At 63.1% G+C, this 22,163-nt stretch carries 16 protein-coding genes; 9 read left to right on the forward strand and 7 right to left on the reverse strand.

Annotation, left to right across the window (positions count from 1 at the left end):
- Position 1 precedes the first annotated feature (1 nt).
- The 5 genes from QTA58_RS18490 to ytfQ form a co-directional block, all read right to left on the reverse strand.
- Positions 2-745, reverse strand: a complete 744-nt coding sequence (locus QTA58_RS18490) for a FadR/GntR family transcriptional regulator (protein WP_289670040.1) — start codon at positions 743-745, stop codon at positions 2-4.
- Positions 746-1,732 carry a galactofuranose ABC transporter, permease protein YjfF gene (gene yjfF, locus QTA58_RS18495; protein ID WP_289670042.1) on the reverse strand — a complete coding sequence of 329 codons (987 nt, stop codon included), beginning with the start codon at positions 1,730-1,732 and terminating at the stop codon, positions 746-748.
- A complete protein-coding gene (locus tag QTA58_RS18500) occupies positions 1,729-2,763 on the reverse strand; it encodes an ABC transporter permease (protein ID WP_085424742.1) in 1,035 nt (344 codons plus the stop codon). Before QTA58_RS18500 ends, yjfF begins: the two co-directional genes overlap by 4 nt.
- A complete protein-coding gene (locus QTA58_RS18505; protein WP_289670044.1) occupies positions 2,763-4,289 on the reverse strand; it encodes a sugar ABC transporter ATP-binding protein in 1,527 nt (508 codons plus the stop codon). The genes QTA58_RS18500 and QTA58_RS18505 overlap by 1 nt, the downstream gene beginning before the upstream one ends.
- A gap of 101 nt (positions 4,290-4,390) precedes the next feature.
- Positions 4,391-5,350 (reverse strand): galactofuranose ABC transporter, galactofuranose-binding protein YtfQ, encoded by a 960-nt coding sequence (ytfQ, locus tag QTA58_RS18510; RefSeq protein WP_085424741.1) that lies wholly within the window; start codon positions 5,348-5,350, stop codon positions 4,391-4,393.
- Between the two features lie 329 nt (positions 5,351-5,679).
- Between ytfQ and araD1 the strand changes: the two genes are divergently transcribed.
- The 6 genes from araD1 to mmsB all read left to right on the forward strand — a co-directional run bounded on the left by araD1 (position 5,680) and on the right by mmsB (position 13,414).
- Entirely contained in the window at positions 5,680-6,672 is a 993-nt protein-coding gene (araD1, locus tag QTA58_RS18515) for an AraD1 family protein (protein WP_289673216.1), read from the forward strand.
- Positions 6,673-6,679: 7 nt separating this feature from the next.
- Complete coding sequence (locus tag QTA58_RS18520; protein ID WP_289670047.1) at positions 6,680-7,606, forward strand: Gfo/Idh/MocA family oxidoreductase; 927 nt, start codon at positions 6,680-6,682, stop codon at positions 7,604-7,606.
- Positions 7,607-7,608: 2 nt separating this feature from the next.
- The gene (locus QTA58_RS18525) at positions 7,609-9,453 is read left to right on the forward strand and encodes an IlvD/Edd family dehydratase (protein WP_289670050.1); all 1,845 of its coding nucleotides are present in this window, start codon (positions 7,609-7,611) and stop codon (positions 9,451-9,453) included.
- Between the two features lie 84 nt (positions 9,454-9,537).
- Positions 9,538-10,602, forward strand: a complete 1,065-nt coding sequence (gene chvE / locus QTA58_RS18530) for a multiple monosaccharide ABC transporter substrate-binding protein (protein ID WP_085424739.1) — start codon at positions 9,538-9,540, stop codon at positions 10,600-10,602.
- A gap of 62 nt (positions 10,603-10,664) precedes the next feature.
- Positions 10,665-12,227, forward strand: a complete 1,563-nt coding sequence (gene mmsA / locus QTA58_RS18535; protein WP_085424738.1) for a multiple monosaccharide ABC transporter ATP-binding protein — start codon at positions 10,665-10,667, stop codon at positions 12,225-12,227.
- Entirely contained in the window at positions 12,224-13,414 is a 1,191-nt protein-coding gene (gene mmsB, locus QTA58_RS18540) for a multiple monosaccharide ABC transporter permease (protein WP_289670054.1), read from the forward strand. The genes mmsA and mmsB overlap by 4 nt, the downstream gene beginning before the upstream one ends.
- A 155-nt stretch (positions 13,415-13,569) precedes the next feature.
- On the opposite strand, the gene QTA58_RS18545 is transcribed toward mmsB, so the two are convergent.
- Positions 13,570-15,468 carry an ABC transporter ATP-binding protein gene (locus tag QTA58_RS18545; RefSeq protein ID WP_289670056.1) on the reverse strand — a complete coding sequence of 633 codons (1,899 nt, stop codon included), beginning with the start codon at positions 15,466-15,468 and terminating at the stop codon, positions 13,570-13,572.
- A gap of 15 nt (positions 15,469-15,483) precedes the next feature.
- Positions 15,484-17,337: an ABC transporter ATP-binding protein gene (locus tag QTA58_RS18550; RefSeq protein ID WP_289670058.1), complete on the reverse strand. Its 1,854-nt coding sequence runs from the start codon at positions 17,335-17,337 to the stop codon at positions 15,484-15,486.
- A 328-nt stretch (positions 17,338-17,665) separates the two neighbouring features.
- On the opposite strand from QTA58_RS18550, the gene QTA58_RS18555 reads away from it, so the two are divergent.
- From QTA58_RS18555 to QTA58_RS18565, 3 genes are read left to right on the forward strand one after another with little or no spacing between them, the layout of a single operon-like run.
- The gene (locus tag QTA58_RS18555) at positions 17,666-19,495 is read left to right on the forward strand and encodes a TRAP transporter large permease subunit (RefSeq protein ID WP_289670060.1); all 1,830 of its coding nucleotides are present in this window, start codon (positions 17,666-17,668) and stop codon (positions 19,493-19,495) included.
- A 26-nt stretch (positions 19,496-19,521) separates the two neighbouring features.
- The gene (locus QTA58_RS18560) at positions 19,522-20,520 is read left to right on the forward strand and encodes a TRAP transporter substrate-binding protein (RefSeq protein ID WP_289670061.1); all 999 of its coding nucleotides are present in this window, start codon (positions 19,522-19,524) and stop codon (positions 20,518-20,520) included.
- Positions 20,521-20,531: 11 nt separating this feature from the next.
- On the forward strand, positions 20,532-22,088 hold the full coding sequence (locus QTA58_RS18565) for a VOC family protein (protein WP_289670062.1): 1,557 nt from the start codon (positions 20,532-20,534) through the stop codon (positions 22,086-22,088).
- Positions 22,089-22,163: the final 75 nt, after the last annotated feature.

Genomic DNA, 22,163 nt, shown 5'->3' on the forward strand with positions numbered 1-22,163 from the left:
CTCAGACCGGCAGCTTCACATCCAGCGAGGTGCGGATGCGGCTCTTGCCGACGTCGATGACGTGGCGCATCGCCGCGATTGCCTTCTGCGGATCTCGCGAGGCGATCGCATGCGTGATCCTGAGGTGGTTGGAGGCGACTTCCTCGATCTTTTCGGGCGAAGCCGCCGGCGAGGAGAGCTGGAAGGAGATTGCCAGCGCCGCCTCGATCAGCGCACTCGCCGAGCGCATGAAGGGATTGCCTGACATGCGCGCGATGGCGAGGTGGAATTCCAGGTCCACCTTGGCGATGGTTTCCGGCGTGTGCGAGAGATCGTCGAACCTTGCGGCGATCGCATAAAGCGCGACGATGTCGTCGCTGGTGGCCCGTATTGCCGCCGCCGCCGCCGCCGCCGGCTCCAATGCCATGCGCATCTCGGCGAGATGTTCGATGAACTCGAAGTCGAGGCCGGATTCGAATCGCCAGCCGAGCACATCGGAATCGAAGAAGTTCCAGCTCGCCTTGTCCAGCACGCGGGTGCCGACTTTCGCTTTGGGCTCGACCAGCCGTTTGGCGGCAAGCGTCTTCATCGACTCGCGCAAGACCGTTCGGGAGACGCCGAAACGGGCCGAAAGCTCCGCATCGCCAGGCAGCAGCGAGCCTTCGGGTATCTTGCCGGACACGATCCCGCGGCCGAGCTCGGCGACCACATGCGCGTGGTTGCTGCGGCGCTTTCGTCCACTGATCGTCGTCTCCAGAAGACCCAATCAAACCTCCTTCAGCCGGCCCTCGGCCAATTTCCTGTTTGAATACCAGATGATGCCGCGCTGCAATACGATGAAGACGAAGAGCAGGATGCCGATGACGATTTTTGTCCACCAGGACGACAACGTGCCGTCGAAGACGATGTAGGTCTGGATCAGCCCCTGGATCAGGATGCCGACGAACGTGCCGGCGATGAGGCCGACGCCGCCGGTGAGCAAAGTGCCGCCGATGACGACGGCGGCGATCGCATCGAGCTCGACGCCGACGGTCGCAAGCGAATAACCGGACGAGGTGTAGAGCGTATAGGCGATGCCGGCGAGGCCGGACAGGAAGCCGGACAGCGCATAGATGCCGACGGTCGTGGAGCCGACCGGGACGCCCATCAGCTCGGCGGATTGCTGGTTGCCGCCGATCGCATAGACATTGGCGCCGAAGCGTGTGCGGCCGGCGACGAAGGCGCCGACGATGAAGACCAGCAGCATCAGCATGGCGAGCGCCGTCAGACGGCCGCCGCCGGGGAAGCGGAAATAGAAGCCCTGGATCGCATCGATCATCGGGTGGGAGATCGGCACGGATTCGGTGGAGATCAGGTAAGCGGCGCCGCGGGCGAGGAACATGCCGGCAAGCGTCACCACGAAAGGCGGGATGCCGAGATAGCGGATCATCGCTCCCATCAGGCAGCCGAAGAGCGTCGAGATGACGAGAACGGCGGCAAACGCGATGAGAGGGTGGACGCCGAGCGTGCCGACCATGACCGCCACGAAAACGCTGGTGAAGGCAATCACGGACCCGATCGACAGGTCGATGCCGCCCGAGAGGATCACGAAGGTCATGCCGACTGCGGCAATGCCGAGAAAGGCGTTATCGGTGAGCAGATTGCCGATCACCCGTGTCGACAGCATGTTCGGGAACTGCAGCACGCAGAGCGCATAGGCGATGATCAGGATAGCGAGCGTCGTTACGAATGGCAGGTTGCGGCTGTGGATCATCGCGCCGTTCCTTCCGCCTTTTTGGTCACGGTTTCCGGCCGTCGGCTGGCCGGTTTGAGGAAATGGAACAGCGAGAAAATCGCCGGCGACTGGAGCGTCAACACAATGATGATGATGCCCGCCTTGATGATGAGATTGAATTCCGGCGGGAAACCGGAAACCAGGATGCCGGTATTGATCGACTGGATGATCAGCGCGCCGATCAGCGAGGCTGCGATCGAAAAGCGTCCGCCGTTCAGCGACGTGCCGCCGATCACCACCGCGAGGATGGCGTCGAGCTCCAGCCAGAGGCCCGCATTGTTGGCGTCGGCGCCGCGGATGTCGGCGGTGACGATCAGGCCGGCGATGGCGGCGCAGATGCCGGAGACCGCGTAGACGAAGAAGAGAAGGAAACGGGCGCGAACGCCGGCGAGCGTCGCGGCGCGGCGGTTTATCCCGGTCGCCTCGATGAGGAAGCCGAGCGCCGAGCGGCGCACCAGCAACCCGACGGCCAGGCCGGCGCCGGCCCAGAGATAGATCGGGACCGGAATGCCCGCGAACGAGCCGGAGCCAAGGGCCGCGAACGTATCGTCGTTGAAGGTGAGGATGACCCCTTCGGTGATGAGCTGCGCGATGCCGCGGCCGGCCACCATCAGGATCAGTGTGGCGATGATCGGCTGAATGTCGAGAATCGCCACCAGCACGCCGTTCCAGAGCCCGCATAGGAGACCGACGCCAAGCGAGATCAGGATGACGGCCGATAACGGGTAATCCTTGCTGATCAGCGTTGCGGCAACTGCGCCGCAAATGGCGATCACAGCGCCGATCGAGAGGTCGATGCCGCGCGTGGCGATCACCAGCGTCATGCCGATGGTCAGCAAGGCGACAGGTGCGGCACGCACCAGAATATCGATCAGGCTGCCGTAAAGACGGCCATTCTGAACGGAGACCGTCAGGAAGCCCGGCGCGATGGCGGTGATCAGCGCCAGGATGATGGCGAGCGCGATGAGCTGGGGCGCGAGGCGTTTGAGGCGGCGGGTAATGCGGTTCATCACGCGGCCTCCGTGCGGGCGGATGCGGCGATCGCCTGCATGATATTGTCGGCCGTCACCTGATCGCCCGACAGTTCCGCGACATGGCGGCGGTCGGAAAGCACGATCACCCGATGGGCGACGGCCGTGAGTTCCTCCAACTCGGAGGAGATGACGACCAGCGACATGCCCTCGGTGCAGAGACGCTCGATCATCTTCAGGATTTCCGCATGCGCCCCGATGTCGATGCCGCGAGTGGGTTCGTCAAGGATCAGAAGCCGCGGTTCGGTCGCCAGCCAGCGGGCGAGGATCGCCTTCTGCTGATTGCCGCCGGAGAGGAATTTGATCGGCCGCTCCGTATCTGCGGGACGGATGTCGAGCGACTTGATGAAGTTCTCCGCCAGCGACCGCTTTTCGCGCGAGGAGATCGGTTTTGCCCAGCCCTGGCGCGCCTGCAGCGCGAGCGCGATGTTGTCGGCGACCGAGAAGTCGCCGATGATGCCGTCCGTCTTGCGCTCTTCCGGACAGAAGCCGAAACCCTTGGCGATCGCCGCCTCCGGCGAAGAAAGGGCAATGTCCTGATTGTCGACGCTGGCGGTTCCGCTGTCGGCTCGGTCGATGCCGAAGAGGAGGAAGGCGGTTTCCGTGCGGCCGGAGCCGAGCAGGCCGGCAATGCCGACCACCTCTCCGGGGCGGATGTCGAGATCGAAAGGAGCGACGCTGCCGCGTTTGCCGTAGCCCGCGAAACGGATAGGCGCCTCGGCGGTGTCGGCCACCGTCTCCTCCTGGGCCTGATGTTCCCGGGTGATGTGCTGCAACTCGCGGCCGAGCATCATCGAGATCAGTTCCAGACGGGGCAGTTCAGAGAGCCTTCGCGTGCCGACGAGCCTGCCATTGCGCAGGACCGTGACGCGATCGGCAACGGCATAGACCTGATTGAGGAAGTGGGTGATGATGATGATGCCGAGACCGTCCTCACGCAGCCGCCGCAATACGGAGAACAGCATCTCCACTTCGTGCGTATCGAGGCTGGCGGTCGGTTCGTCGAGTACCAGCACCTTGCCGGAGAGGTCGACCGCGCGGGCGATCGCGACGATCTGGCGGATGGCGACGGAGTATGATGAGAGCAGGGCGTCGACATCGATGTCGAGGCCGTAGCGGGCAAGCAGGGCCTTCGAACGCCGCCGCATCTCGCGGCGGTCGATCAGGCCCAACTTGCGCGGCTGACGGCCGAGGAAGAGGTTTTCCGCCACCGTCAGGTTTTCCAGCAGGTTGACCTCCTGGTAGACCGTGCCGATGCCGAGCGCCTGGGCTTCCGCCACGCTGGCCGGAGTGACCTCGACGCCGTCGAGGCGCATCGTTCCGTGATCGCGGGTGTAGACGCCGGTCAGGATCTTGATCAACGTCGACTTGCCTGCGCCGTTTTCACCGAGCAGTGCATGGATTTCGCCGCGTTCCAGCGTGAAATCGACATTGTCCAGCGCGGTGATGCCGAGGAAGGCCTTGCCGATGCCCCGGGCTTCCAGGAGTGAGGTGGAATCCGTCATGTTCAATCCCGCATCTGTCGAAGAACCGGAGCGGCAAGGGGGCTCCGCTCCGGTTGCTGAGTTTGCCCGGCCGAGTTGAGGAGCGGCCGGGCGGCGGGAGGTTAGTAGCCGAGGCCCTTCTTGGCTTCGTAGACCTTCATCGGGTCATCGGCAGCCGTGTAGAGCTTGGATTCGGTCTGGATCCACTTCGGCGGTTCCTTCTTGTCCTTGAGGTAAGCTTCAAGCACATCGAAGGCGGGGCCGGCCATGTTGGGGGTCAGTTCCACCGTTGCATTGGCTTCGCCCTTGGCCATTGCCTGAAAGATGTCCGGCACGGCGTCGATCGAGACGATCTTGATGTCGGTGCCGGGCTTCAGGCCGGCTTCCTTGATCGCCTGGATGGCTCCGACGGCCATGTCGTCGTTATGGGCGTAGACCGCACAGATGTCCTTGCCGCCGCCTTCCGCCTTGATGAAGCTCTCCATGACTTCCTTGCCCTTGGTGCGGGTGAAGTCGCCGGTCTGCGAGCGGGCGATCTTGATGTTGGGATGCGAGGCGATCGCCTGCTCGAAGCCCTTCTTGCGGTTGATGGCGGGCGAGGAACCGGTCGTGCCCTGAAGCTCCATCACCTTGCAGTCCTTCGAGCCGATCTCCTTGACCAGCCAGTCGCCCGCGACCTTGCCTTCGAAGACCTGATCGGAGGTGACGGCCGTCAGATAGAGATCCTTCGGCGATTCGATCTCGCGATCGAGCAGGATGACCGGGATATTCTCTTCCTTGGCTTCCTTCAGGACCGCATCCCATCCGGTGGCGACGACCGGCGCCACGAGGATCGCATCGACGCCCTGCGCGATGAAACCGCGGATCGCTTTGATCTGGTTTTCCTGCTTCTGCTGCGCATCGGCGAATTTCAGGTTCACGCCACGCTTTTCCGCCTCCTGCTTGGTGACGGTCGTTTCGGCGGCGCGCCAGCCGGATTCGGAACCGATTTGCGAAAAACCGACCGTAAGCGATTGAGCGGAAACGCCTGAAGCTAGGGATACGGCAAAAGCAACCGTTGCCGCCGCGAGTGTTCTTTTCATCTTAAATCCTCCCAGAGATGAGAAAACGAACTGACACCGGCAGGATTGGCATATAATAATACTTTTTCAAGCGATAATTTCGGCGAAGCCCAAAAATACACGTGGCTATCGAGTCTTTCATGAAAATAATGTAATTAATACAATTTGTTGGACGATGTCGCAAACGGTGTCGATCCCCTTGGAGAGGCTGTTTTCTCGTTCTTGACAAGCATGATCGCAATCCAATAGTCGTATTAATGCCGCGTCGAGCTTGAATGGTTCCGACGGGAGGAGCTGTGTGGCTGCGCAGTGCGCCATATGGATACGGAAGCATTTGGATGACGATGTCGATGTTGCGAATTCTTCAGGTTAGGGACGATGCCGGCCGGTTGCAGGTCGTTGCGTGGGATGGGGAAAACCCGGCACGCGCGGTGAATGGCGTTTCTTCCACCTATGACCTTGCCAAACAAGCGATCGCGGCCGGCCAGACCCTGGCTCAGCGGATCGAAGCGGCAGGCCTCGGTGATCCGGTCGATCTCGAAAAGGCTGCGGACGAGGGACGTCTCCTTTTGCCGATCACCCATCCGGACGTGGCGCATTTTATCGTTGCCGGCACGGGGCTCACCCATCTCGGTTCGGCCGACGGGCGCGACAAGATGCATAAGGCGGCTCAGGCTGCCGAGAAGCCGACCGATTCCATGCGCATGTTCCTGATGGGCGTCGAAGGCGGCAAGCCGAAACCGGGCGAGGCCGGCGTTCAGCCGGAATGGTTCTATAAAGGCAATGGCTCGCAGCTTCGCGCGACCGGCGAAGACCTCGTGTCGCCGGCCTTTGCGCTTGATGGCGGCGAGGAGCCGGAACTGGCGGCGATCTATATCATCGGCCCCGACGGCACGCCTTTCCGGCTCGGCTTCTGTCTTGCCAATGAATTCTCCGACCATGTGACGGAGAAGGGCAATTATCTCTGGCTCGCCCACTCGAAGCTCCGCCAGGCATCGCTGGGTCCCGAGCTCCTGGTTGGCGACCTGCCGGACCATGTGGAGGGCACCTCCCGGGTGCGTCGCGGTGACAGGGTGATCTTCGAAAAACCCTTCCTGTCCGGCGAGGCGAACATGTCGCACACGATCGCCAACCTGGAGCATCACAATTTCAAATACGAGCTATTCCGCCAGCCCGGCGATTTGCACGTGCATTTCTTCGGCACGGCGACGCTTTCCTTCTCCGAAGGCGTCAAGACGGAAGCGGGCGACATCTTCGAGATTTCTGCGGCGCCCTTCAAGCTGCCTCTCGTCAACCGGCTGACCGTCGCGGCGGACAAGCCCGTGACGATCAAGAAGCTCTGAGGCGGTCATGGCTCCTATCCGTCTCGCCATCGTCGGGCTTGGAAAGATCGCCAGGGATCAGCATCTCGGCGCCATCGACGCGACCGAAGGCATCGATCTCGTGGCGGTCGCAAGCCGCCATGCGAAGCTCGACGGTGTCCGCTGCTTCCATGAGATCGGCGACCTGCTGGCATCCGATGTGGAGATCGACGCCGTTTCGCTCTGTACGCCTCCGCAGGGCCGGTTCGAACAGGCCAAGGCAGCGCTCGATGCCGGCAAGCATGTGATGCTCGAAAAGCCGCCGGGCGCGACATTGTCGGAAGTCTACGCGCTTGAGGCGCTCGCCAAGGAGAAGGGCCTCACGCTTTTTGCGACTTGGCATTCGCGGGCTGCGGCCGCCGTCGAGCCGGCGCGGGGGCTGCTCGCGAAACGAAAAATCCGCAGCGTTGCGGTCGAGTGGAAGGAAGACGTGCGCCACTGGCATCCGGGGCAGGCGTGGATTTGGGAGCCGGGCGGTCTCGGCGTCTTCGATCCGGGTATCAACGCGCTGTCGATCGTCACCCGGATCCTGCCGGAAAAGTTTCATCTCACGCGTTCCGACCTGACGTTCCCAACCAACCGGGCCGCACCGATCGCTGCCAACCTCGCCTTCGAGACGGATGGCGGCGTACCGGTTTCCGCCGAATTCGACTGGCGCCAGACCGGTCCGCAGACCTGGGACATCCGCGTCGAAACGGACGAAGGTCCGGTCGTGCTCACCCATGGCGGCAGCCGGCTTGTCGTCGACGGCGTGCAAAGGATCGTCGAAGAGGACCGGGAATACCGCACTCTCTACCGCGATTTCGTGGCGCTGGTTGCGGACCACCGCAGCGATGCCGATTTTTCGCCGCTGGTTCATGTCGCCGACGCTTTCATGCTGGGCCGGCGCATTCAAACAGATGCTTTTGAGGACTGACGATGAGCAATTCCGAGAACGCTCCATCCAATGAGATCGCCGAAACGGATCATCGCCGGCAGGAGGTGAGAAAGCTCCGCTCCCGCGCCTGGTTCGACAATCCGGCGAATGTGGACATGACGGCGCTCTATCTCGAACGCTACATGAATTTCGGCCTCAGCCAGGCGGAACTGCAGTCGGATCGGCCGATCATCGGCATCGCCCAGACCGGCTCGGACCTCTCTCCCTGCAACCGTCACCACCTGGAGCTTGCCAAGCGCCTTCGCGAGGGCATTCGCGAGGCGGGCGGCATTGCAATCGAATTTCCCGTCCATCCGATCCAGGAAACCGGCAAGCGTCCCACCGCGGGCCTTGACCGCAACCTTGCCTATCTCGGTCTCGTCGAAGTCCTCTACGGTTACCCGCTCGACGGCGTGGTGCTGACGATCGGCTGCGACAAGACCACGCCCGCCTGTCTCATGGCCGCGGCCACGGTCAATATCCCGTCGATCGCGCTCTCGGTCGGGCCGATGCTGAACGGCTGGTTCCGCGGCGAGCGCACGGGGTCCGGCACGATCGTCTGGAAGGCGCGCGAACTGCTCGCAAAGGGCGAAATCGACTATGCCGGCTTCGTGAAGCTCGTCGCATCCTCCGCTCCGTCGACCGGCTATTGCAACACGATGGGCACGGCGACGACGATGAACTCGCTTGCCGAAGCGCTCGGCATGCAGCTTCCCGGTTCCGCGGCCATCCCTGCACCGTACCGCGACCGTCAGGAAGTTGCCTATCTCACGGGTCTGCGCATCGTCGAGATGGTCAAGGAGGACCTGAAGCCTTCCGACATCCTGACGAGGGAGGCGTTCATCAACGCGATCCGCGTCAACTCCGCGATCGGCGGCTCCACCAATGCGCCGATCCATCTGAACGCGCTGGCGCGTCATATCGGCGTGGAGCTCACCGTCGACGATTGGCAGACCTATGGCGAAGAAGTGCCGCTGCTCGTCAACCTGCAGCCGGCCGGCGAATATCTCGGCGAGGATTATTACCACGCAGGCGGCGTGCCCGCCGTCGTCAACCAGCTCATGCGCCAGGGCCTCATCCATGAGGACGCCATGACGGTGAACGGCAAGACGATCGGCGAGAACTGCCGCGGCGCGATCATCGAGGACGAGAAGGTCATCCGCCGCTATGAGGAGCCGTTGAAGGAACATGCCGGCTTCCGGGTGCTGCGCGGCAATCTTTTCTCCTCGGCGATCATGAAGACCAGCGTCATCTCGAAGGAATTCCGCGAGCGTTACCTATCCAATCCCGCCGATCCGGAAGCCTTCGAGGGCAGGGCGGTCGTGTTCGACGGACCGGAGGATTATCACCACCGGATCGATGATCCGTCGCTCGAAATCGACGAGCATACGATCCTCTTCATGCGCGGCGCCGGTCCGATCGGCTATCCGGGCGCGGCGGAGGTCGTGAACATGCGCGCGCCGGACTACCTGCTGAAGCGGGGGATTACCTCGCTCGCCTGTATCGGCGACGGCCGTCAGTCGGGCACGTCGGGCAGTCCGTCGATCCTCAATGCTTCGCCGGAAGCGGCGGCAGGCGGCGGTCTCGCGCTCCTGAAAACCGGCGACCGGGTCCGCATCGATCTCGGCCGCGGCGAGGCCAACATCCTGCTCTCGGACGAGGAACTGGCGGAGCGCCGCAAGGCCTTCGAGGCGAATGGCGGTTATCATTACCCCAAGCACCAGACGCCCTGGCAGGAAATCCAGCGCGGCATCGTCGGCCAGATGGAGACCGGCGCGGTGCTGGAGCCGGCCGTCAAATATCAGCGGATCGCCCAGACAGCCGGGCTGCCGCGCGACAATCACTGACGTCATCATGCCGGGGGCGGGAGGGCTGCCCTCGGAGGTAAACTCGGCGGCTCGAAGGGAGACCGCCCCAAAGGAGGAGTAGTCATGCGAATCTTCAAATATCTGACCACCGCCGCGATGCTGGCAGGGCTGGCCTTCGCGGCGCCGGCCGGCGCCCAGGAAAAGGGTCTTGTCGGCGTCGCCATGCCGACCAAGTCCTCGGCCCGCTGGATCGCCGACGGCGACAACATGGTGAAGGTCCTTCAGGAACGCGGGTACAAGACGGACCTGCAATATGCCGAGGACGACATTCCGAACCAGCTTTCGCAGATCGAGAACATGATCACCAAGGGCGCCAAGGTGCTCGTCATCGCCTCGATCGACGGTACGACGCTGTCGGACGTGCTGCAGCAGGCCGCCGACCAGAAGATCAAGGTCATCGCCTATGACCGCCTGATCCGCGACACGCCGAATGTCGATTATTACGCGACCTTCGACAACTTCCAGGTCGGCGTTCAGCAGGCGACCTCGCTCGTGAAGGGGCTCAAGGCGGACACCGAGGCGGGGCCGTTCTATATCGAACTCTTCGGCGGCTCGCCGGACGACAACAACGCCTTCTTCTTCTACAACGGCGCTATGAGCGTGCTGCAGCCGCTGATCGACAAGGGCACGCTGATCGTCGGCAGCGGTCAGACCGGCATGGACAAGGTTGCGACGCTGCGCTGGGACGGCGCTACCGCTCAGGCCCGCATGGACGCGATCCTGTCCTCCACCTATGCGGACAAGAAGCTGAATGGCGTGCTTTCGCCCTATGACGGCATCTCGATCGGCATTCTCTCCTCGCTCAAGGGCGTCGGCTACGGCAGCGGCGACATGCCGATGCCGGTCGTCACCGGCCAGGACGCGGAAGTGCCGTCCGTCAAGTCGATCCTCGCCGGCGAGCAGTATTCGACGATCTTCAAGGACACGCGCGATCTCGCCAAGGTGACCGTCGACATGGTCGATGCCGTGATGAGTGGCAAGGAGCCGACCGTCAACGACACCAAGACCTATGAGAACGGCAAGAAGGTCGTGCCGTCCTATCTCCTGAAGCCGGTCATCGTCGATAAGTCGAACTGGAAGCAGGTCCTGGTCGACAGCGGTTACTATCAGGAATCGCAGATCCAGTAAGCTGTCTCGAAGCCGCGCGACAGGTTCGCCTGCCGCGCGGCCTTTATCGTTTCGGAGTCGTCATGCTTGATCCCGTCTCTCTTCCCGAGAAACCGCCCATTCTCGAGATGCGCGGCATTTCGAAGAGCTTTGGTGCCGTGAAGGCGCTTTCGGATGTCAGCTTCACCGTCAGAGAGGGCGAGATCCATGCGCTGGTCGGCGAGAACGGCGCCGGCAAATCGACCTTGATGAAGGTGCTGTCGGGCGTCTATCCGCACGGTTCCTACGAAGGTTCGATCCTCTTTGACGGAGAGGAACGGCACTTCCACAACATCAACAATTCCGAAGCGCTCGGCATCATCATCATCCACCAGGAGCTGGCGCTGATCCCGCTGATGTCGATCGCGGAAAACATCTTCCTAACCCATCCGCCGGCGCGTCACGGCATCATCGATCGCGGCGAACGGCATAGGCGCACCCAGGCACTGCTCGCCAAGGTGGGGCTCAGCGAACAGCCGGACACGCTGATCACCAACATCGGCGTGGGCAAGCAGCAGCTGGTCGAGATCGCCAAGGCGCTGTCGAAGGACGTGCGGCTCCTGATCCTCGACGAGCCGACCGCCTCGCTGAACGAGACGGACAGTGCGGCGCTTCTGGAACTGCTCAAGGAGTTCCGGTCGCACGGCATCACCTCGATCCTGATCTCCCACAAGCTCAACGAGATTTCCGAAGTCGCGGACCGCATCACCGTGCTGCGCGACGGCCGCACGGTCGGTACGCTCGATTGCCATGCCGGCCCCGTGGACGAGGACGAGATCGTGCGGCGCATGGTCGACCGCGACCTCGAAAGCCGTTATCCGAAGCGCGAGCCGAAGATCGGCGACGTCATTTTCGAAGTCGAGAACTGGTCCGCCTATCATCCGATGCATTCCGACCGGCAGGTCGTCAAGAATGTCTCGCTCAAGGTGCGAGCCGGCGAGATCGTCGGCATATCCGGGCTGATGGGCGCCGGGCGCACCGAATTCGCCATGAGCCTGTTCGGCCGGTCCTGGGGCCGCCACATCACAGGTACCGCCAAGCTGCACGGCAAGGAACTCGATCTTTCCGACGTCCACAAGGCCATCAAGGCGGGCCTCGCCTATGTGACCGAGGACCGCAAGCAGCTTGGCCTCATCCTGCCGGAAGACATCCGCAAGAATGTCTCGCTCGCCCATCTCGGCGGCGTTTCCTCGCGCGGCGTGATCGACGACATCGCGGAAATGAAGGTGGCGCAGGAGTTCCGCGGCCGCATGCGCATCCGCAGCCACAACGTCTACCAGGAAACCGGCAAACTTTCGGGCGGTAACCAGCAGAAAGTGGTATTGTCGAAGTGGCTGTTCACGGGACCCGAAGTGCTGATCCTGGACGAGCCGACGCGCGGCATCGATGTCGGCGCAAAATATGAAATCTACATGATCATCAACGAACTCGCCGATGCCGGCAAGGCGGTGATCGTGATCTCGTCGGAAATGCCCGAGCTGATCGGCATCTGCGACCGTATCGTGGTCATGCACGAAGGTGCGTTCGTCGGCGAAGTGTCCGGCGAGGGAGCCACGCAGGAAAATATCATGCGCGCCATCATGCGGCGCAAAGGGAGAGAAGAATGAGCACGCCCCAGGAAGCAATTACCGCGCCGCAGAGCGCGGCCGGTTTTCTGAAGGACAATCTACGTGACTTCGGCATGCTGATCTCGCTGGTCGCGATCGTCGTCTTCTTTCAGATCGCCACGGGCGGCGTTCTCCTGAAGCCGCTCAACGTCACCAATATCGTGCTGCAAAACAGCTATATCGTCATCATGGCGCTCGGCATGCTGATGGTGATCGTCACAGGCCATATCGATCTGTCGGTGGGTTCGGTCGCGGGCTTCATCGGCGGTCTCGCCGGGCTGATGATGGTCAAACTGGGCATGAATTTCGCCGTGGTCATCGTTGCCTGCCTGGCGGTCGGCGCCCTGATCGGCGCGATCCAGGGCTATTTCGTCGCCTATTTCAAGATACCCTCGTTCATCGTGACGCTCGCGGGCATGCTGGTCTTCCGCGGCCTGATGATCGCCATTCTCGGCAGCCAGGCGATCGGACCCTTTCCGCCGATATTCCAGAAGCTTTCGTCCGGTTATGTCGTCGAGCTCATCTCGTCGGCCGGCGGCCTCTACATCACCTCTTTCCTGCTCGGACTGGTGCTTGCGATCATCCTTATCATGCAAAACCTCGCGGGCCGCAAACGGCGCATTTCGCATGGTGTGGAGACGGAACCGTTCGGTTTCTTCGTCGCCAAGAACCTGCTGATTCTCGCAGGCGTCGGCTACATCGCCTTCCTGATCTCATCGCATCGCGGCATGCCGAACGTACTGATCATCATGGCGGTGCTGATCGCCGCCTATAGTTTCCTGACCACCCGCACGGTGATCGGCCGGCAGATCTATGCGGTCGGCGGCAATGCCCGTGCGGCCGAGCTCTCCGGCATCAAGACGACGCGGCTGGTCTTCTTCACCTTCGTCAACATGGGCGTGCTTGCAGCCCTCGGCGGGCTCGTGGTCGCCGCGCGTCTCAATAGCGCTACGCCGAAGGCCGGCGCCGGCTTCGAGCTGGACGTCATCGCCGCCTGCTTCATCGGCGGCGCCTCCGCCTATGGCGGCGTCGGCAAGGTGACCGGCGCGGTGATCGGCGCATTCCTGATGGGCGTGATGAACAACGGCATGTCGATCCTCGGCATCGGCATCGACTACCAGCAGGTCATCAAGGGCCTGGTGCTGCTCGGCGCCGTCTGCGTCGACGTCTACAACCAGCGGCGCTGAGGCGCTCCCTGGGAGGTTCTGATGAGCCTCGCCCCTACTCGACGTCATCCTCGGCCTTGTGCCGAGGATCTGCTAGCGCTTAGTTTTGATCAATGTTTGTGGATCCTCGGCACAAGGCCGAGGATGACGTCGGAGCGAGTTTTCAGGCTTCCGAGTCACGTCGCCGAATCCGTAACCGCTTCCTCAAGCACATCCTCGGGAATGTCGTCGAAGGACGCGTAGTTGAGGTTGTAGAGCTTCGAATAGAGCTTGCCGTTCTTCATCAGCTCGCGATGATTGCCGCTTTCGATCAGCTCGCCGTTCTGCAGCACGATGATGCGGTCGGCTTCGCGGATCGTCGCAAGGCGATGGGCGATCACGAGACCGGTGCGGCCTTCGAGCAGCTTCACCAGCGCTTTCTGGATCAGCATTTCCGTATAGCTGTCGATATTGGCGGTCGCCTCGTCCAGCACGAGGATTTTCGCGTCCGCCACCAGCGCACGGGCGAAGCTGATGAGCTGCCGCTGGCCAAGGGAAAGATTGCCGCCGCGCTGGCCGAGGATGCTCTCGTAACCGTCGGGCAGGCGCATGATGAAGTCATGAGCGCCGACGGCCTTGGCCGCTTCGATCACCTGTTCGCGCGTCGCGTCGGTCTTGTGGTAGCGGATGTTCTCAAACACCGTTCCGGTGAAGAGGAAGGGCTCCTGCAGCACCATGGCGATCTGGCGGCCGAGCGAATCCTGCGTGAGGTCGCGCACATCGTGGCCGCCGACCAAGACCTGGCCGCCCTGAACCTCGTAGAAACGATGGATCAGCGACATGCAGCTCGACTTGCCGGAGCCCGTCGGGCCGACGAGCGCGACCGTTTCGCCGGGGTTCACCTTGAAGCTCACGTGCTTCAATACCGGATGCTTCGGATTATAATCGAAGACGACGTCGCGGAACTCCACCGAACCGTCCATGTCGGGTGAAAGCACCTTGGCGTCGGGCGCGTCCTTGATGTCGACCGGCACGTCCAGCACGTCCGTCAGCCGCTGGCCCGAGGCCATGGCGCGCTGCATGACCGAATATTGCAGGGTCAGCGAACGGATCGGGTCGAAGAAGCGCTGGATGTAGAAGAGGAAGGCGACCATGACGCCGACGTCGAGCGCCTGGTTCAGCACGCGCGCGCCGCCGACCACGATCACGAGCGCCATGGCAAGGCCGGTCAGCGAATCCACGATCGGCACCATGACCTGCGCATATTTCGCGGCCGTCAGATGGGTCTTCAGATTGGCGTGCGCCTTGTCGTCGTAGAGCATGAAGTTGACGCGCTCGCGGTCCATGCTCTGCACGGCACGGACGCCGTGGATCGCTTCGGCCAAAGCACCGTTCGCCACCGAATTCGTCTCATGCGCCGCCATGAAGGATTTTCGCGCGCGCGGCAGCCAGAAGATGCGGACGATGAACAGCACGGGGAGCGCCGAGAGCGTCAGCAGGCCGAGCTTGAAGTCAAGAGTGAGCATCACGAAAACGATGCCGAAAAGCAGCGCGATATCGCCGACCGAAAGCACTGAGGTTTCGAGGAATTCCTGCATCGAGTTCACATCGCCCTGCAGGCGTGACATCAGGCGGCCGACTTCCGTCTTGTCCATCCAGGAGAGCGAGACGCGCTGGAGATGCGTGAACATCGCCTTGCGGATATCGAAGAGCACGTCCTCGGCGACATTGCCGACGAGGGTTTCCTGCACGTAGCTCGCGCCGAAATTGATCAGGATCGCCACCAGGAAGGCAATGATCGACCAGGTGAGCACGCTGTGATCGACGCTGCCCGGCTGCATGCCGTGGTCGATCGCGTAACGGATGATCAGCGGGATCATGAGCTGCATCGCGGTGAAGGTCAGCACCGCCAAAACGGCCCAGTAAATCTTCACCTTGTAGGGGCGCACGAAGGCCCAGATGCGCTTGACGATGTTGCCGTCGAAGACCTTGCCGAAGATCTCCTCTTCGATGCGGTGCGAACCGACGACCGCGCGGGGCGGGCGCCTGCCATCGTCGCGGATGTCGGAGCGTTCGGTTTCCAGTTCCTCGGCCATGTATCTATTCCTTCCTCAGGCCGTCAGCACTTCGTCGCCAGGGCGGACCTGCAGGTCGTAAAGCGCCTTGTAGCGGCCGCCGAGCGCCAGCAATTCCTCATGGGTGCCGCTCTCGACGACCCTGCCGTTTTCCATGAACAGGATCCGGTCGGCATGCATGAGCGAGCTCAGGCGATGGGCGACGATGATCGTCACGCGGTCGGCGGCATACCTGCGCATGGCGCTGCGGATGCGCTGCTCGGTGCCGGCATCGATCGCGGCGGTCGAGTCGTCGAAGACCATCACGGCGGGTCTGAGCATCAGCGCACGGGCGATCGACAGGCGCTGACGCTGGCCGCCCGAGAGGGAGACGCCGCGCTCGCCGACAACCGTGCCGTAGCCGGTCGGCAGGCCGAGCACGTAATTGTGGAGCTGGGCGCTTTCGCTGGCGCGCTCGATGCGGGCTTCCTTGGCCCAGGGGTCGCCATAGGCAATGTTGTTCTCGATCGTCGTGGTGAACAGGAACGAATCCTGCTGCACGACCGCGACGGAGCGGCGCAGCGACTGCAGCGTCGCGTGGCGGATGTCCTGCCCGTCGATGGTGATCTTGCCGCCGGTGACGTCGTAGAAGCGGGGGATCAGGTGGGCGAGGGTGGATTTGCCGCTGCCGGGCGGACCGACGATGCCGATCGTCTCGCCGCGCCTGGCTTCGAATGTGATGTCAGTCAGCACCTGATGCTTTTCGGCACTCGGATAGGCGAAGTCCACGTGTTCGAAGCGCAGCGTGCCGTCGGTGACCTTCAGCTCCCTGGCGTCCTTCTCGTCCTTGATGGCGAGGTCGAGGTCGAGCAGCTCGAAAAGGCGGGCGCCGCAGGTGGAGGCGCGGGCAAACGCGTTCACCATCAGCCCGAGCTGGCGCACCGGCATCTGCAGGATGGTCATGAAGGTGAGGAAGGAGGTAAGCGTGCCCACCGTCATCTCGCCGGCCATCACCTTGCCGCCGCCGACCCAGAGCACGAGGCCCATCGCCGCGAAGAAGGAGAAGGTCATGGCGCTGGTATTGGCGACGCGGATGCCGACGCGCCGATGCGCCAGCGATACGGCACTCTTGGACGCGGTTTCGAACTTGTCGAGTTCGTGTTCCTGGGCGGCAAAGGCGCGCACCACACGGATGCCGCCGAGATTCTCTTCCATGACGCGGGTCAGAACCGAAAGCCGCTCCTGGAGGTCGAGCCAGGTGGCGCGCAGGCGAAGCTGCGTGACGGACGAGCGCCAGCCGACGAAAGGCACGAAGCTCAACGCCAGCAGGCCGAGCACGAGATCGGTCGAGAGCAGCAGATAGGCGCCGATGCCGATCAGCATGGTGAGCAACACCATGCGTATCAGGGCTGTCGAGAAATACATGCGCACGCCTTCGAGGTCGAGCAGACCGACCGTGATCAGGTCGCCCGAATGCATGCTGTCGTGGAAGCTGAAGGAAAGACGCTGGATCTTCTCGTAACAGGCGAGCCTCAGCCGGTAGCCCATGTGGTGACCGACCGCCTCGCTGTAATAGTTCTGGATGAGCGTGAAGATGCCGCGCAGCACGCTTGCGCCGAGCAGAAGGAGGGCGGTGGTCAGCAACGCATCCTGCGCCGCCTGGCCGGCATCGCCGCCCGTCAAAAACACCTGCGTGTGATCGACCGCCTGTCCCAGAAGCTGCGGGATCATGAGCTGGAAAGTGGAGGCGACGAGGGTCGCGCCGATCGCGAAGCCCGATTGCCAGGGGTGGCGGAAGGCCATGACGGTGATGCGGGTCAGGATCGAGAGGCCCTTGCCCCAGCCTGCTGCCTTCACCAGCGCAAGCGAAGCCGAAGGCTTCGCGGCGCGAACTGTCGCATCGCTGCTCACGGTTTTATTCCAAAAATGAATCACTGGCCCGGATAAAGCTTATCCGGGAACACGGCGGTTATGAGATGAAGATTCGTGCACCAGCTAGCGTGCACAACGAAGGTGATCAGTCAACAGATTTGGGTCAAAAACGCGGCAATCGTTGCCTCTTTTTCAGGCCGGTGTGACGATGGAATTTCCACCATCGGCGCGTGTTCAGCATATCCGTGCTTGAGGAATTTTCCCGACTGGGCGAAAAGGCAGAACCGGCGGGCATTTTCCTTTGCGCCGGCGGGTTTTCCGATCGCGACATGGCGGTCGGATGTATTTTGCTCGTGCCGGAGTTGGAATGGTGACAGTCAGTCAACCGGACATCGCTACGCCGGTTTTCCGCCCTCGCTTGATCGTCGTCGCATTGAGGGCTGTCGAAACGGTTCTCGGCACGCTTGCGGCGCTTATCCTTGCGGTGCTGTTGGCTGTCGTTCTGGTGAACGTGCTGCTGCGCTATGTCTTCAATACGGGCCTGATCGGTTCAGAGGACCTCGGCATCTGGCTGCATGTGGCGCTGATTTCGCTCGCCGCTCCGCTTAGCCTGAACAGCGCGCTGGCGATGCGGCTCGACGTTTTCGTGCGCATTCTGCCCGCGCGGCTGGTACCGGCGGCGCGGGTGCTGGCGGATGTCTTCACGGTCGTCGCAGCGCTGATCCTGGTCTTCGGCGGGGCGGAGATCATGACCATGCTCGGCGGCGTCTCGCCGACATTGGGCGTGCCGGAATGGATCCGCTTCGGCCTTCTCGGGGCGGGTGGCGGGCTGATCCTCCTGGTTCTGCTGCTGCAGCGGATCGCCGACGGCAGGACCCTCGGCATCGCGGTTTCCCTGGCGATCGGCGCGGCGGTTTATTTCGGCGTGCCGGACATCTTCGTCGACAGCGGATTGCCGCCGAGCCTGTTCCTGGCGCTGACGGCGGCGCTCGGCCTGGTGCTGGCCGCACCGCTGGCGCATGCCTTCCTGGCCGCCGCCTATGTGGCGATCGCCTTCGGCAGCAGCCTGCCGGAGCCGGCGATCGTCTCGACCACCGTCACCGGCATGTCGAAGTTCCTGCTGCTTGCCATCCCCTTCTTCCTGCTCGCCGGCGGGCTTCTGACCTCTTCCGGCGTCGCCAACCAGCTCGTGCGCTTCGCAGCCTCGATGGTCGGCCATCGCCGCGCCGGGCTGGCGCAGACGACGCTGCTCACCAGCGTGCTCTTCTCCGGCGCGTCCGGATCGTCCGTCGCCAATGCCGCCTTCGGAGCCTCGACCTTCCAGCCTGAACTCGTCAGGCACGGCTATCCGCCTGCCCGGGCGGGTGCCATCATCGCGGCGACATCGGTGCTGGACAATGTCATTCCCCCCTCGATCGCCTTCCTGATCCTGGCTGCCGCCACCAATCTATCGGTCGGTTCGCTGCTGGTCGGCGGCTTCTTCGCCGGCGGGCTGATGGCGGTCTGCCTGGCGGTCGCCATCCACCTGACGGTGCGGGAACAGGCGACCGAGCCGCGCGTGACGGCCGGAGATCGCTGGCAGGCGGCCGTCTCCGCCATTCCTGCTTTCGGCCTCGGCATCATCGTGGTGATCGGCATCCGCATCGGCATCGTCACGACGACGGAGGCGGCAGCGCTCGCGGCGCTCTACACGCTTTTGCTGGGGGGCTGGGCGCGGCTCGGCTTCGGTTCGCTGCTTGCCTCCTTCCGGCAGGCGGCGACGGAGGCTGCGGCGATCGGCCTGCTGATCGGTACGGCGGGTCCCTTCGCCTTCCTGCTCGCAGTCGACGACGTTTCAGGCCTCGTCTCGGACTTCGTGACCGTGCTCGGCGGCAGCGCGCTTGCGGTTCTCGTTCTCTCGAACGTCATCTTGCTGGTCGTCGGCCTGGTGCTCGATATCGGCGCGGCGATCCTGCTGTTCGGGCCGATCCTGCTGCCGGCCGCCGTTTCCGCCGGCATCGACCCGATCCATTTCGGGGTCATCCTCGTCGTCAACCTGATGATCCACGGGCTGACGCCGCCGCTCGGCATGCTGATCTTCGTCGTCAGCGGCGTCACCCGCGTTCCGGCAACCGCGCTCTTCCGCGCCGTCGTGCCCTACCTTTTCGCTTTGCTCGTTTCCCTGGCGATCCTCTGCGCCTGGGCTGTCATCTTCTAACGCTTCTTGTTTCGGGGACCTTGGACATGCAAAACCTCAACCGTCGCACGCTTTTGAAGACCGCCGCCGCAACCGGTGCCGCTCTTGCGACACCCGCGTTCGTTCGCACCGCAGCTGCCCGCACCACGACGATCACCGTCGCCTCGCTGCTCGGCGACGACAAGCCGGAGACCAGGATCTGGGTGAAGATCGGTGAACTGGTGGAGGCCAGATTGCCCGGCCAGTTCAGGTTCAACATCGTCAGGAACGGCGCGCTCGGCGGCGAGAAGGAAGTCGCCGAAGGCGCGCGCCTCGGCTCGATCCACGCCAGCCTCTCCACCGTCTCCTCACTATCCGGCTGGGTGCCGGAGCTGCAACTCCTCGACCTGCCGTTCCTGTTTCGCGACGACGACCATGTCCGCAAGACGGTCGACGGCGATATCGGCGCCGACCTGAAGCAGAAGCTCGCAGCCCAGAATTTCGTGGTCGGGGACTTCATCAACTATGGCGCCCGGCATCTGCTCACCAAGGAGCCGGTCACCCGTCCCGAGCAGCTCAACGGCAAGAAGATCCGGGTCATCCAGAGCCCGTTGCACACCAAGCTGTGGAGCGCTTTCGGCACCGCCCCGGTCGGCATCCCGATCACCGAGACCTACAATGCGCTGTCGACCGGTGTGGCCGACGCGATGGACCTCACCAAGTCGGCCTATGCGGGCTTCAAGCTTTACGAGGTCGTGCCCTACATGACGGAGACGGGTCATATCTGGGCGTCCGGCGTGATCTTCTACGCCGCCGGTTTCTGGAACCAGCTCGACGACGGGCAGAAAGCCGTGTTCCTCGACGCCTCCCGTGAAGGTGCCGCCTATTTCAACCAGCTCATCGTCGAGGACGAAGCGAAGTCCGTCGAGCAGTCGCTCAAGAACGGTGGTAAGCTCCTGAAGCCGGAAGCCTTCGAGGAATGGCAGAAGGGCGCCCAAGGGGTCTGGCAGGACTTCGCCCCGATCGTCGGCGGCATCGAGCGCATCAAGACCGTCCAGGCGGCTTAGGAGATCTCTTCATGACGAGCGGCCTGCACCACATCACCGCCATTACCCGCAAGATCCAGGCGAACGTGGATTTCTATGCCGGTTTCCTGGGGCTGAGGCTGGTCAAGCGGACGGCGGGGTTCGAGGACGCCCGCCAGCTCCACCTGTTCTACGGCGACGGCGCGGCTTCGCCGGGTTCTCTGGTGACTTTCCTTGCCTGGGAGGATGGCTCGCTGGGGCGGGTCGGGCATGGCGCGCCGAGCGAGATCAGCTTTTCGATCGCGCCGGAGGCGATCGGCTTCTGGCTGACACGGGCGTTGCAGTTCAACGTCAAGCTCAGCGGTCCGGTTCAGGAGTTCGGGGAAACAGTGCTGAGATTGACCGATCCGGACGGCATCATCGTCAAGCTGGTCGGGGTCGAGGAGACGGCACCCTGGGTCTGGTGGCAGGGCGGCGGGATTGCGGAGGCGGATGCAATCAGACGGCTGCGCGGCGCAACGGTCCTTTCCGAGAAACCGGACGAGACCGCGGACTTCCTGACCCGCCACATGGGGCTTACGCCCGGGCCAAGGGAGGGCAATATCCAGCGGCTGATCTCCGAAGCGCGGGATATCGTCGACATCCGTGACGCCGGCGGGTTCTGGACCGCCGCGCCGGGCACCGGGACGATCGACCATATCGCCTTCCGGGCCCCCGACCGGGCCCATGTGGAGGCGGTGCATGTGGCTCTTCAGACGGAAGATCGCGGCGAGATCAACATACACGACCGGCATTATTTCTACTCGCTTTATGTGCGTGAGCCGGCCGGCACGCTGATAGAGCTTGCGACCGACGGCCCCGGTTTTACGATCGACGAGCCGCTGGAGACACTCGGCAGCAAGCTTTTCATCCCCGCGCATTTCAAGGAGGACCACGACGTTCTCCGGGTCATGCTGCCGCAATTCGGCCTGCCGGGCGAGGAGCGCATCACCTATCGCGACCTGCCTTTCGTGCATCGCATCCACATGCCGGACGAATGGGACGGTTCGACGCTGGTCCTGTTGCACGGCTCAGGCGGCAACGAGACGACCATGCTGCCGTTCGGGCGCAAGGCTGCGCCCAACGCGATGCTGATCGGCGTCCGGGGACGGTCCACTGACGAGGGGCATCCACGCTACTTCCGCCGTTTCACCGAGACGACGTTCGACCAGAAGGAGATTGCTTCCGAAGCGGAAGCCTTCGCCGCCTTCGTGGAGGATATCGGCCCGGCCTATGGCGTCGACCCGGACCGGACGGCTTTCGTCGGCTGGTCGAACGGCGGCAACATGATCGCCGCGGTCATGCAGCTTCATCCCGGAATGATCCGCAAGGCCGTGCTGCTGCGCTCCATGAACTGCCTGGAGGCAAGGCCGCAGGTCGATCTTTCCGATGCCGAGGTCCTGTCGCTCAGCGCGACCGACGATTTCTACGGGTCTCTCGCGGCCGAGCTGGAAGACCGGCTTCGCGCGGCGGGCGCGGAGGTTACGGCGCGAAAGCTCGATGCGAACCACGGCATCGGTCCCGAGGACGAGGCCATCGCCCGCGACTGGCTGATCGGGAAAGCCTTTTAGAGCGCCGTGCGTCCGAACGGACGCACAAAGGACGCTCTAACTTATTGAATCTACGCATCGTGCTTACCGAAAATC

This window comes from Neorhizobium sp. CSC1952 (assembly GCF_030378245.1).
Classification (GTDB): domain Bacteria; phylum Pseudomonadota; class Alphaproteobacteria; order Rhizobiales; family Rhizobiaceae; genus Neorhizobium; species Neorhizobium oryzae_A.

Bases quoted from the DNA above. Each gene is read 5' to 3' on its own strand.
- yjfF (WP_289670042.1), bottom strand. From the start codon at position 1,732: ATGATCCACAGCCGCAACCTGCCATTCGTAACGACGCTCGCTATCCTG.
- QTA58_RS18500 (WP_085424742.1), bottom strand. From the start codon at position 2,763: ATGAACCGCATTACCCGCCGCCTCAAACGCCTCGCGCCCCAGCTCATC.
- QTA58_RS18505 (WP_289670044.1), bottom strand. From the start codon at position 4,289: ATGACGGATTCCACCTCACTCCTGGAAGCCCGGGGCATCGGCAAGGCC.
- ytfQ (WP_085424741.1), bottom strand. From the start codon at position 5,350: ATGAAAAGAACACTCGCGGCGGCAACGGTTGCTTTTGCCGTATCCCTA.
- araD1 (WP_289673216.1), top strand. From the start codon at position 5,680: ATGTTGCGAATTCTTCAGGTTAGGGACGATGCCGGCCGGTTGCAGGTC.
- QTA58_RS18520 (WP_289670047.1), top strand. From the start codon at position 6,680: ATGGCTCCTATCCGTCTCGCCATCGTCGGGCTTGGAAAGATCGCCAGG.
- QTA58_RS18525 (WP_289670050.1), top strand. From the start codon at position 7,609: ATGAGCAATTCCGAGAACGCTCCATCCAATGAGATCGCCGAAACGGAT.
- chvE (WP_085424739.1), top strand. From the start codon at position 9,538: ATGCGAATCTTCAAATATCTGACCACCGCCGCGATGCTGGCAGGGCTG.
- mmsA (WP_085424738.1), top strand. From the start codon at position 10,665: ATGCTTGATCCCGTCTCTCTTCCCGAGAAACCGCCCATTCTCGAGATG.
- mmsB (WP_289670054.1), top strand. From the start codon at position 12,224: ATGAGCACGCCCCAGGAAGCAATTACCGCGCCGCAGAGCGCGGCCGGT.
- QTA58_RS18545 (WP_289670056.1), bottom strand. From the start codon at position 15,468: ATGGCCGAGGAACTGGAAACCGAACGCTCCGACATCCGCGACGATGGC.
- QTA58_RS18555 (WP_289670060.1), top strand. From the start codon at position 17,666: ATGGTGACAGTCAGTCAACCGGACATCGCTACGCCGGTTTTCCGCCCT.
- QTA58_RS18560 (WP_289670061.1), top strand. From the start codon at position 19,522: ATGCAAAACCTCAACCGTCGCACGCTTTTGAAGACCGCCGCCGCAACC.
- QTA58_RS18565 (WP_289670062.1), top strand. From the start codon at position 20,532: ATGACGAGCGGCCTGCACCACATCACCGCCATTACCCGCAAGATCCAG.